Origin of the sequence: Pseudomonas sp. 28 E 9 (genome assembly GCF_900004785.1) — a bacterium.
In the GTDB taxonomy this organism is placed as follows: domain Bacteria; phylum Pseudomonadota; class Gammaproteobacteria; order Pseudomonadales; family Pseudomonadaceae; genus Aquipseudomonas; species Aquipseudomonas orientalis_A.
Genome location: NZ_CVTK01000026.1, coordinates 149,876 through 161,653 on the forward strand (window position 1 = coordinate 149,876; position 11,778 = coordinate 161,653).

The window sequence follows — 11,778 nt, forward strand, 5'->3', positions numbered from 1 at the left end:
TGTGAAACAGCAAGGGGTTTATAGACAACCGGCCAATATTCCGACCAACTTCTGAGCCCGCGGGTCCATAAGTACATAGGGCCCCAGGGTATTAGTCACAAAACCGAAGGCTACATCATGCTCAGGGTCGGCAAACCCTACCGAGCCCCCTGCCCCCGGATGCCCGAATGCGCGCGGACCAAGGCCGAACGTAGCATTGGGCAACTCCGGTTGATCCAACATGCAACCCAGGCCAAAACGGGTTTGGGTCAATAAGGTTTTATCCGGCCCGATACTGTGCTCGCGGGTCAATTGTTCGAGCATGTCGCTTTCCAGCAAACTACCGTCCAATAAACCACTATAAAAGCCGGCCAGGCTGCGTGCATTACCGTGACCATTTGCCGCGGGTTGCTGCATACGCCGCCATTCGGGTTTATTAGTGCTGGTCAGAATAGACGGCGGATTGGCAAATGCACGTGTAGTCATTGCCGTGGGTTCACGCATCATTACTTGAAGTAACCGTTGTGCCGCAGCATCGCCCATATTGCCCTTGCTGCGGGCTATATGGGCGACACGGTAAAACTCTTCATCCGCCAGGCCCACGTGAAAATCCAGCCCCAGCGGCCGCGCCACCCGCGCCACGATAGACTCCCCGGGCCCGCGCCCATCGGCACGGCGCAACAGTTCACCGACCAGCCAGCCATAGGTGATCGCCTCGTAGCCATGGCCCTGGCCGGGCGTCCACCACGGCGCTTCGGCCGCCAGGGTATCGACCATCAGTTGCCAGTCGTACAGGGCTTCGGTGGGCAGCATCTCGCGGATCGCCGGCAGCCCGGCCTGATGGCAGAGCAATTGACGCAAGGTAATGGACGCTTTGCCCGCTGCGGCAAATTCCGGCCAGTAATCGGCCACGGGCGCATCCAGCTTCAGCTTGCCTTCGGCTACCAGTTGCAGGGCGGTGACGGCAGTGAAGGTCTTGGTGCAGGAGAACAGATTGACGATCGTGTCACTGTGCCAGGCCTCGGCGCCGTCCTTATCGGCGGTGCCGGCCCACAGATCGACAACCGTCTCGCCGCCGACCTGGATGCAAAGCCCGGCACCGCGCTCCTGAGGGTCATCGAACAATGCGGCAAACGCTTCACGTACCGCTTCGAACTGGAGCGCGTAATGACCCTGAATCTGCACCGGAGCGACCTCGAGAAAACCGCATGAAAAGTGGCCGACATTGTTCCAGTCATTGAGGGATTTGTGAACCCGTCAACGGCGAATCAATGCCCATTTCCGGAGTGCCCGCCAGCGTGCCCGGCGCCCTGGCCCGCACCTTTGCCGGCCTGGCCCGAGCGGCCGCCTTCACTCTCGCGGGACGCACCGGCGGCCCTGGCTTTTTCAGCCTCCTTACCCAGTTGGTCGACCGCCGCGAGATTGCTTTTACGCACGCTCTCGACAAAGCCCTGAAAGGGCACGTCAGTGATGCCAACCAGGCCGAAATGGCCGTTTTCACCGTCCAGCAGGCGTCCGGTCACGGGCTGGTCCAGGTACTGGAACCAGTGCACGCCGACAATCGAAGGCTCGGCCATGGCTTGCTTGAGGAAGGCGGCATAGGCCGCGCCCCGCTCTTCTTCACGGGCCAACTGCGTCACGCCGCCCCAGAATGGGCCACGGTCGCTCGAGCCAAAGTTGAACTCGGTGATCAATACCGGTTTGTCGAGTGCGCGCAGGGCGGCGAAGTCATAACCGTCCTGGGGCTTGAGGGTATACATATTGAAGCTCAGCACATCGCAATACTGCGCACAGGAGGCCACGGCTTCAGGGGTGCTCACGGCGTAACGTCCGCCCAGCAGCAGTTGGTTGGGCGCGTGCCATTTCAGCGAGTCGGAGATGGTCTTGAAGTAGGCATCGGCGAAGGTCTTCTGGAAATACTTGAAGTCGGCCTCGATTTCCGGGTGTTCCGGGCTGGGCATCGGCGGCTCGAAGCCGGGGTCTTCCATCAGCTCCCAGCCGGCCAGGTGGATGCCCCAGGCTTTCGACAGACCGTCTTCATTGCGGTACTTGTCGCGCAGTTGCTTGAGAAAAGCACGCTTGGCCGGTACGTCGGTGGTCATGCGCAAGGTGCCGTAGGCCAGGGCATAGCGCGATTTTGCATCGTCGCCAGGACCGGCCCAGGCCAGTTCGTTGTCGGCGAAGAAGCCGATCAGCCACGGGTCGTCGCGATGATCGCGAGCGGCAATGGCCACGGCGCGCTCAGTGGCCATGGCGAAGCGTGGGTCGAACGGGTCGGGCATGCCGCCCCACCAGTCGGTGCCGGTGCTGATGCTGGCGTAGTCACCCACAATCGACAGCGGCAAGGTGTAAGGCACACGGTCAGCCGTGGCCAGGTCCGGATCGCTCCAGTTGCCCACGGTGTTGAAACCCCAGGCTTGCAGGCGGTCGAGGGTATGGGTCACCCAGCGTTTCTGATCGAAGCCGTCACCGCCATAGGTGCGCTGCAGGTTGGCGCCATAAAAATCATACCAGCGTCCCGAACCGAAACCGCGACCTTCGCCCGCGCCGTTGCCGGTACGGTTGTCGCCACTGCCGTAATACTTGTCGAAGGGTTCACCGGCCTTGGGCAGCGCCGCAAACATCCACTCTCGCCCCGCCACGTAGGTCTGGCTGTTGTCCGCCGCCACAGTGTTGACACCCAGCGAGTAGAACGGATGGCCTTGCGGCGTGACCAAGTACCAGCGACCGTCGCGCTTTTCAGTGCGGAAGAAGCCGCTGGCGTCGAACGCCGGGCCTTTGTTCCAGCCGCCGTATTGATCCAGGGCGGATTTGTCACGCTCGGCGAGCCACCCCTTCAGTTGTTGCTGCTCCTTGGCGGCTGCGGCCTTGAGCTGCTCGTCGCTGCTGACTTTTTCCGGCCAGCGCGCGCGGGTGGACTGACCGTAAGCGTCCACCAGTTCGCTGTAGGCGGCCTTCATCACCGGCTCGCTGTCCTGCACGCCAAAGCGCTCCAGCAGGATGCTCTGGGCGGCATCGGGTTTGATCATCGACAGCGTCACCGACACCACCTGGCTGCGGTCGACTTCCCCGGTGCTGGCGGCCAGCAGCACACGCTGGCCGTCCACGGTAATCGGCATCGGCGGGCCGGCCTTCATGCCCTGGCTCAGCGGCGAGTTGGCTTGCAGTGGCACCAGCAAGGTCTGGGCCGGGCCGGCCGGCAGGTCGATGCGACTGACCAGGGTCTTGCCGTCGGCACTTTGTACTTTCACGTAGAGGGTCAACGCCCAATTCATCGCGCTCTGGATGCGCAGGCTCATGGCGCCCGATTGCGACCAGTCCCACACGCCGGTTTGCGGGCTGAGCACCAGGCTCGGCTCGGCCGCCGGGCTGAAGGTGATGCGGCGCAGCACTTCGCCCTCCGGGGTTTGTTCGGCGTTGTATTGCGGCAGGCTGGCGTCCTGGGTCGCCACCTTGACCACATCAGCGGGCCGGACGAAGTTGAACAGCGTTTGTTGCCCGGCCGGCGCGGCCATCAAGGGCGCGGCGAACAGCAGGGCAAAAAGAGCGGGCAGCGTGCGAATCATACGAACAAGGTTCTCCCAGACGGCCGGTGAATGGCCTGATGACATACATGAGATAGACCACGAAGTGGGCGAGTTCGCCCACGGTGGCTTAAGAAATTTCGCGCCTGAACGGCGGCAAGGCATTCAGGATTGCCTTGCCATAGCGCTGGGTGACCAGGCGGCGATCGAGCAACGTGATGGTGCCCCGGTCCTGCTCGGTGCGCAGCAAGCGCCCGCAGGCCTGCACCAGCTTGAGCGACGCATCGGGTACCGAGATTTCCATGAAAGGATTGCCGCCGCGGGCTTCGATCCATTCGGCCAGCGCCGCTTCGACCGGATCATCCGGCACCGAGAACGGGATCTTGGCGATGACCACATGCTCGCAGTAGGCGCCGGGCAAGTCCACGCCCTCGGCAAAGCTCGCCAGGCCAAACAACACGCTGGAATCACCGCCATCGACCCGCGCCTTGTGTTTGTTCAAGGTTTCCTGCTTGGACAGGTTGCCCTGGATGAACACCTGTTTACGCCAGTCGCGGTCAAGGCCGTCAAATACATCCTGCATCTGTTTACGCGACGAAAACAGCACCAGGGTGCCTCGCGAGCCTTCCACCAGTTCGGGCAGGTCGCGAATGATCGCCGCCGTGTGCGCCGCCGCGTCCCGTGGGTCGGCCTTGAGGTCGGGCACCCGCAGGACGCCGGCGTCGGCGTGATGAAACGGGCTCGGCACCACCGCAGTGACGGCCTTTTTCGGCAGGCCGGCGCGCATGCGGAAGCGGTCGAAGGTGCCCAGCGCCGTCAGCGTGGCCGAAGTCACCAGGCAGCCGTAGGCCACGTTCCACAGGTTGCGGCGCAGCATCTCGGCGGCGAGGATCGGGCTGGCATTGACCTCGATATCGAACAGCGCACCGCTTTCCGCCAGGGTCAGCCAGCGCGCCATCGGCGGGTTGTCTTCCGGGTCTTCGACGGTAAAGGCCGTCCACAACTCCCAGTTGCCCTGGGCGCGGGACAGCAGGCTGCCGAACAGCGGGTACCATTCTTCGGCCTGGTTACTGGCGATGCCGATATTGACCTCGCCATCCATGCCTTCCTTGAGCAAGTCGGTGAGACGGGTGAACAGGTCGGTCAGGCGGGAAAAGCCCTTCTTCAGTTCAATGCCCATTTCGCGCATATGCTCGGGAATCATCCCACCGACAAAACGGTGACGCGGCCGCTCACGGCCTTCCACGTCTTCGCCGGGCTTGAAGTCGGCCACCTGCTCGCAGGCGCTGAACATGAACTGCTGCTGGGTCTTGATCTCCCGCGCCAGCTCAGGCACCTGTTCGATCAGCTTGCCCAGGTCACCGGGCAGCGGATGCTGGGCCAGCAGCTTGGTGAGGTTCTTGGCGGTGGTTTCCAGCCAATCGGCGGTAGAGCGCAAGCGCGTGTAATGGGCGAAGTGGCCGATGGCCTTGTCCGGCAGGTGGTGACCTTCGTCGAACACATACAGGGTGTCGCGCGGGTCCGGCAGTACGGCGCCGCCGCCCAGGGCCAGGTCGGCCAGCACCATGTCGTGGTTGGTGACGATCACGTCGACCTTGCCCATGCCTTCGCGGGCCTTGTAGAAGGCGCACTGACCGAAGTTGGGGCAATGGCGGTTGGTGCATTGACTGTGGTCGGTGGTCAGGCGCGCCCAGTCGGAGTCTTCCAGGGCGTTGGGCCAGCTGTCGCGGTCGCCGTCCCATTTATTACCGGCCAGTTTTTCGATCATGCTGGTAAACAGTTTCTGGCTGACTTCGTCGACTTCGATCTTGAAGCCTTCTTCTTCGAACAACGAAGCCGTGGCGGTCTGCGCGTGGCCTTCCTGCAGCAGCACGTCAAGCTTGGACAGGCACATGTAGCGGCCACGGCCCTTGGCCAGCGCGAACGTGAAGTTCAGCCCGCTGTTGCGCATCAGGTCAGGCAGGTCCTTGTAGACAATCTGCTCCTGCAGGGCGACGGTAGCGGTGGCAATCACCAGGCGTTTGCCGGCTGCCTTGGCGGTGGGGATCGCCGCCAGGCTGTAGGCCACGGTCTTGCCGGTACCGGTGCCGGCTTCGACGGCCACGACCGCAGGGTCGCCGCTGCGCCGCCCTTCGTCGTCGGTGTCGATATCCCCGAGGACCTTGGCCACTTCGGCGATCATCAGGCGTTGGCCGTAACGCGGTTTCAAGCTCTTGGCTTCGAGAAAACGCGAGTAGGCGCCCTGGATCGTGGTTTTGAGTTCAGTGCTGATCATGGATAGTCGGGCGCAAAAAACGCTGGATAAATTTTCAGTGGTTCGGATCGGCCGCTATCATACCCCGCTAATTAATCCCGCGCAGAACGGAGTACCACAATGACCGCGTTTAGCCTCGCTTACACCCTGCATGTATTGGCCGCCCTGATCTGGGTCGGCGGCATGTTTTTCGCCTGGATGATCCTGCGCCCCGCCGCCATGGCGGCCCTTGAGGGCCCTGCCCGGCTCAAGTTGTGGGCAAATGTGTTTCAACGTTTTTTTGTATGGGTGTGGGTGACGGTGTTGATTTTGCCGATCAGCGGCGTCGGCCTGCTGCACCTGCGCTTCAACGGTTTTGAAACGGCGCCGCGCTATGTGCAAGTGATGATGGGTTTGTATCTGGTGATGACGGCGCTGTTTATCCGCATCCAGGCGTTGAAGTTTCCGGCGTTGAAGGCGGCGGTGGCGGCTGAAGACTGGCCGGCGGGCGCGGCTGCATTGGGGCAGATTCGCAGGCTGGTGGGGATTAACTTGATTGTCGGGTTGGTGGTGGTGGCGATTGCTTCGGCTCGGCCGATGTTCTGAGTAGACCTGTCGTCCGCCATCGGGGGCAAGCCCCCTCCCACAGTTAAACGCATTCCAGTGTGGGAGGGGCGGTGCGACGATTCGACTTGCCCCCGATGGCGTCAGAACGGACGACTTAGAGCCGCTGGATAGTCACTGTTCCCGCAGGCCCCGCCGGCCCCGGCTGCCCTTCCAACCCCGAGCGGCCTTTTTCACCGCCATCGGCGCGGTACACCAGGCAGCCCTTGGACTGACCGCCCTTGCCGGGTTTACCCGCGACACCGGCCAAGCCCCCAGGCCCGCCGTCCACCAAGACCTTGATCTGATCAGCCGGGAAACTCTGCGGCAACTCCACGCGCACTAGCGCACCCGACGCACCCGGCAACCCATCGCCACCGTTATCGCCATTGAACCCACGCCCGGCAGAACCCCAGGTGCAACCCGGATCGACGCCATTGGCGCCATCCAGGCCGGCATAACCCTGGGCACCGGCGCCACCGCGGGCATCCACCGACAGTGCTTCAGCAGTCAGCGACTCGATACGCAAGGTCAAGTCACGCCCCGGCCTGGCTGGCCTTTCATGGGTGCCGGGCGCGCCGCGAGAGGTGATCTGGCTGCCCTGATCCAGTTGAGCCTGGCGCACCTGCAACTGCAGCGCGGTAGTGCCGGGGACGATGGCGATACGTGCTTCACGCCCCAGATGCAGTTCTTCCACCGCGATCTGACTGATGGTGGCCGGAATCAACAGGGTGCCGTAGTCCGCCACGTCCAGGCGCTCGAGCTGCAACACGCTGGTGCTGCTGGGCAGGCGCATCAACGAATGGGTTTCAACGCTGACACTCTGGGCCAGGGCAATGGGGCTGACCAAAAGGGCCAGCAGAAAAACCTTACGCATCATGGGGCTCCCGAGTGTTTCCGAATTTTTCTTTGGACGCACAGTAACGACTTCTACAGGCGATTTGCCAGTGAAGGATCAAAAAACTTCAGAAGGCCCGGCTCAGGCACCGGCGCTATCGGCACTGAGGCGCTAGGCCAGCACGCCCAGCCGCGCTAGTCTCTAGGGTCCTGATGTGAGGATCTTAAATGACCGCTGGAATTTCTTCCCGTACACCCCAGCAAGCGCTGGCCGCGTTGCTGGACCTGCACGCACCCAAACGCCTGTTGCTGTTGGGCGCCAGCCAGTTTCCCGCACTGGATGCGTTTAAAACGGCGCATCCCGACGTGCGTGTCAGTATTGCCCCACCCGGACCGCTGCCCGCGGAACTGGCGGCGCAGCGTTTTGACCTGGCGCTGGTGGTCGATTGCCTTGAACACCTGCCCAAATCCCAGGGTCTGACGTTGCTGGGCGGCATTCGCAACCTCAATGCCAGCCGCATCGCGGTGCTGGTGGACCTGGGCGCCTGCGACTGGAAGGACACCGATTTTTTCTCCCTCGCCCTGCAGGCCGGTGAGCGTTTCCAGCGCGATGAGCAGGTGCTGACGCTGTTTACCTATGATCTGCTTGACTATAAACAAGTACCCGACTGGCTCAACGCCCGCTTCTGGGCCAACCCGGAAAATTTTGGCAAGTATTGGTGGTAACACAATGAGTACATCCATTTGCCCCTGCGGCAGTGGCAATCTGCTGGATGCCTGCTGCGGCCATTACCACGCCGGCCACCCCGCGCCGTGTGCCAGCGCATTGATGCGCTCGCGCTACAGCGCCTATGTGCTGGGCCTGGTCGACTATCTGGTGGCAACCACCTTGCCGGCGCAGCAGGCCGGCCTGGACCGCGAGGCCATTAGCGCCTGGAGTGCGCAGAGCACCTGGCTTGGGCTGGAGGTGGAAAATTCCGAGGTCTTCGGCGGCCAACCGGAACATGCCTTCGTGACCTTCACGGCGCGCTGGCACGACAGCAGCGGTGAACATAGCCATCGCGAGCGGTCTTCTTTCGTACAGAATGAGGGGCGCTGGTACTTCATCGACCCGACGGTGGACGTGAAGGCCGGGCGCAATGACCCATGCCTGTGCGGCAGCGGGCAGAAGTTCAAGAAGTGCTGTTCCGCCTATTTTTAACGACCTGACAGGGATAACGCCAATGCTTCGCACATTCAGCCTGATGCTGGCGTTAACCCTGGGCCTGAGCGGCTGCGCCTCCTGGTTCGAGGACGACTCGCCGCCGCCCCACGTATCACTGGTGAAGGTCGAAGTGGTGCGCGCCAAGTTGCTGGAGCAGAAGTTCAAGCTCTACTTTCGCGTGGATAACCGCGACGACGCCGACCTGACCGTGCGCGGCCTGATCTACAAGGTCACCCTCGGCGACCTGGTGCTGACCGAAGGCGAGTCCAACGAATGGCTGACCGTACCGCCGCGCGGCCATAAATACTTCCGGGTGTCGGTGAGGACCAACCTGTGGCCGCGAATACGCGATGTGGTGCAAATGCTGAAAAACCCCGAGCGCCCCGTGCCCTATCGTCTTGAAGGCGAGTTGAAAACCGGATTATTCATCGGTAATGACGTGCAGGTGGCTCACAATGGCGAGATAATCCCCGGCGATTTTATTCCGGAGCGACATCGATGACTCAGCAACCCCATGTCCATGGTCCCGACTGCAACCACGATCACGATCACCACGACCACGACCACGACCACGGCCATGTCCACGGCCCGAACTGCGGCCACGCTCACCAGGAGCCGGTGCGCAATGCGTTGAAAGACGTCGGTCGCAACGATCCTTGCCCATGCGGCAGCGCGAAGAAATTCAAGAAGTGCCACGGCGCTTAAGCCACTCGACACTCAATGTGAGAGGGGGCTTGCTCCCGATAAGGTGTGTCAGTCCGCCTATTTGTGACTGACCCACCGCTATCGGGGGCAAGCCCCCTTCCACATGAGTACTCATGCAATTACACAACTCCCGCTTGCGTCGTTTCGCCGCGCTCACTAACGTAGCGCCTTTAATGACGCTACCCCCCGCAGGAGCTTTGCCATGGCCTCGCCAGCCCTTACACATTTTCTTCCCCGGTTCGGCGTTGCCGCGGCAGTGGTCAGTGCGTTGAGCCTGTCCGGTTGCCAGCTCCAGAACACCCAGGACACCCTGCCCCCCGCAGCCGGCGTAGAGCCGATCAAGGGCCTGGCGCAAAACGTGTCGATACGCCGCAATGCCCAGGGCATGCCGCTGATCGAAAGCAACACCTTCCACGACGCGCTGTTCAGCCTCGGCTATGTGCATGCCAGCGACCGGATCACCCAGATGGTCACTCTGCGGCTGCTGGCCCAGGGCCGCCTGGCGGAAATGTCCGGGCCCGAGGTCCTTGATGTCGACCGCTTCATGCGCGCAGTCAACCTTAAAAAGAGCGCCGGCGAGCTGTACAACGCTTCGTCGCCGCGGCTCAAGCGTTTCTTTGAAGTCTACGCGCGGGGCGTCAACGCCTACCTGTTCCGCTACCGCGACAAGCTGCCGACCGACCTGGCCCAGACCGGCTACAAACCCGAATACTGGAAACCGGAAGATTCGGCGCTGCTGTTCTGCCTGCTGAACTTCAGTGAGTCGAGCAACCTGCAGGAAGAAATCTCATCGCTGGTGCTGGCGCAAAAAGTCGGCGTCGACAAGCTCGCCTGGCTTATCCCCAGCGCGCCGGACGAAGCGATCCCGCTGGCCGAGGCCGACAAGCTCAAGGGCGTGAACCTGAGCCAGATCACCGGTCTTGCCGGGTTGGACACCGTCAGCCAGCAACTCAACAGCCTCAATGCCCTGGGCGTGACCACGTCGAGCAACTGGGCCATCGGGCCGCAACGCAGCCGCAGCGGCAAAAGCCTGCTGGCCAACGACATCGCCGCCCAGCCGCAAGCACCAACGCCCTGGAGCTACGTGCAGATCCGTGCGCCGAAATATCAGGCGGTCGGCGCGTCGATTGCCGGCCTGCCGACCCTGCTGTCGGGCTTCAACGGCAAGGTGGCGTGGAGCATGAGCGCGGTCAAGGGCGATACCCAGGACCTGTTCCTGGAAAAGGTCAAACGCCAGGGCAGCGCGCTGTACTACGAGAACAACGGCAAATGGCTACCGGCCGGGGTGCGTAACGAGACCTTCTTCATCAAAGGCCAACGCTCGATTCGCGACGTGGTGTACGAAACCCGCCACGGCGCCTTGCTCAACAGCAGCCAGGCGCTCACCAGCGGTTTTGGCCTGGCCCTGCAAACCGCCGATTTGAAGGACGACAAGAGCCTGGATGCGTTCTTCGACCTGTCCCGCGCGCAGAACGCCGGCAAGGCCTCGGACGCTACCCGCGAAATTCGCGCCATTGCGCTGAACATGATCTTCGCCGACGCCAGTAACATTGGCTGGCAAGTCACCGGCCGCTTCCCCAACCGCCGCGAAGGCCAAGGCCTGCTGCCGTCGCCCGGCTGGGACACGCGCTTTGACTGGGACGGTTACGCCGACGCCATGCTGCACCCCTATGACCAGGACCCGGCTCAAGGCTGGATCGGCACCGCCAACCAGCGCACTGCCCCGCGTGGCTATGGCATGCAACTGTCCAATTCCTGGGACGCGCCGGAGCGCAGCGAGCGCCTGGCGCAACTGGCCAACGCCGGCAAGCACGACAGCCGCAGCCTGATCGCCATGCAATACGACCAGACCACCCTGTTTGCCGCCAAACTCAAGGGGATGTTCCAGGCGCCGGGCATGGCCCAGCCGCTGAAACAGGCAATCGATGCGCTGCCCGCCGCCGAACAGGCCAAGGCGCGTGAAGCACTGGGCCGCCTGATGGCCTTTGATGGTCGCCTTGCACCGACGTCCGCCGACGCGGCGGTCTACGAACTGTTCCTGCAGGAAAGCGCCAGGCAGATCTTCCTCGACAAACTCGGTCCGGAACACAGCGCCAGCTGGAAAGCCTTTGTCAGCAACGCCAGCCTGTCCTACTCAGCCACCGCAGACCATTTGCTGGGCCGCGAAGACAGCCCGCTCTGGGATGACACGCGCACACCGCAAAAAGAAGACAAGCCGGCGATTCTCGCACGCACCCTGGCCGCTGCGATCAGCAGCGGCGACAGCCTGCTGGGCGCCGATCACAAGGCCTGGCAATGGGGCAAGCTGCATACCACCACCTGGAAAAACGCCAGCGGCCAGGTCATCCGCGGGCCTTTCGCCAGCGGTGGCGACCACAACACCCTGAACCCGGCACCGTACAACTGGGGGCAGGATTTCAATGTGGCCCAGACGTCGGCGCTGCGCATGATTGTCGACTTCGGCCAGCCCGAACCGATGATGGGCCAGGGCGGCACCGGCCAGTCCGGCAACCCGGCCAGCCCGAACTATGCCAACGGCATCGATCCGTCGCTCAAGGCGCAATACCTGAGCTTCCCGATGCAGCCGCAGGCCTTTGACAAGGTGTATGGCAAAAGCCGGCTAACCCTCACACCTGGCAAATAACCCGGTTTTCTCAGAAGAAACCGAATCCAAATGTGGGAGGGGGCTTGCT

10 protein-coding genes are annotated in these 11,778 nt (G+C 62.6%); 6 read left to right on the top strand and 4 right to left on the bottom strand.

Features of this window, described 5'->3' with window-relative positions:
• Positions 1-18: 18 nt before the first annotated feature.
• From BFQ00_RS05380 to dinG, 3 genes are all read right to left on the bottom strand, one after another.
• On the bottom strand, positions 19-1,164 hold the full coding sequence (locus BFQ00_RS05380; RefSeq protein ID WP_065886128.1) for a serine hydrolase domain-containing protein: 1,146 nt from the start codon (positions 1,162-1,164) through the stop codon (positions 19-21).
• An 83-nt stretch (positions 1,165-1,247) separates the two neighbouring features.
• Positions 1,248-3,545 (bottom strand): beta-galactosidase, encoded by a 2,298-nt coding sequence (locus tag BFQ00_RS05385; protein ID WP_065932837.1) that lies wholly within the window; start codon positions 3,543-3,545, stop codon positions 1,248-1,250.
• Between the two features lie 88 nt (positions 3,546-3,633).
• The gene (gene dinG / locus BFQ00_RS05390) at positions 3,634-5,778 is read right to left on the bottom strand and encodes an ATP-dependent DNA helicase DinG (protein ID WP_065932838.1); all 2,145 of its coding nucleotides are present in this window, start codon (positions 5,776-5,778) and stop codon (positions 3,634-3,636) included.
• Between the two features lie 99 nt (positions 5,779-5,877).
• Between dinG and BFQ00_RS05395 the strand changes: the two genes are divergently transcribed.
• Positions 5,878-6,342, top strand: a complete 465-nt coding sequence (locus BFQ00_RS05395) for a CopD family protein (RefSeq protein WP_065932839.1) — start codon at positions 5,878-5,880, stop codon at positions 6,340-6,342.
• A 115-nt stretch (positions 6,343-6,457) separates the two neighbouring features.
• Here BFQ00_RS05395 and BFQ00_RS05400 read toward each other — a convergent pair whose 3' ends face one another.
• Complete coding sequence (locus BFQ00_RS05400; protein ID WP_065932840.1) at positions 6,458-7,216, bottom strand: collagen-like triple helix repeat-containing protein; 759 nt, start codon at positions 7,214-7,216, stop codon at positions 6,458-6,460.
• A gap of 188 nt (positions 7,217-7,404) precedes the next feature.
• Here BFQ00_RS05400 and BFQ00_RS05405 point away from each other — a divergent pair, with 188 nt between their 5' ends.
• From BFQ00_RS05405 to BFQ00_RS05425, 5 genes are all read left to right on the top strand, one after another.
• Positions 7,405-7,902: a DUF6231 family protein gene (locus BFQ00_RS05405; RefSeq protein ID WP_065886125.1), complete on the top strand. Its 498-nt coding sequence runs from the start codon at positions 7,405-7,407 to the stop codon at positions 7,900-7,902.
• A 4-nt stretch (positions 7,903-7,906) separates the two neighbouring features.
• Entirely contained in the window at positions 7,907-8,377 is a 471-nt protein-coding gene (locus BFQ00_RS05410; RefSeq protein ID WP_065886124.1) for a YchJ family protein, read from the top strand.
• 22 nt (positions 8,378-8,399) lie between these two features.
• Positions 8,400-8,882, top strand: a complete 483-nt coding sequence (locus tag BFQ00_RS05415; RefSeq protein WP_065886123.1) for an LEA type 2 family protein — start codon at positions 8,400-8,402, stop codon at positions 8,880-8,882.
• Positions 8,879-9,085 (top strand): SEC-C metal-binding domain-containing protein, encoded by a 207-nt coding sequence (locus BFQ00_RS05420; RefSeq protein WP_065932841.1) that lies wholly within the window; start codon positions 8,879-8,881, stop codon positions 9,083-9,085. Before BFQ00_RS05415 ends, BFQ00_RS05420 begins: the two co-directional genes overlap by 4 nt.
• 202 nt (positions 9,086-9,287) lie before the next feature.
• Positions 9,288-11,729, top strand: coding sequence for a penicillin acylase family protein (locus BFQ00_RS05425; RefSeq protein ID WP_065932842.1), 2,442 nt, complete (start codon positions 9,288-9,290; stop codon positions 11,727-11,729).
• Positions 11,730-11,778: the final 49 nt, after the last annotated feature.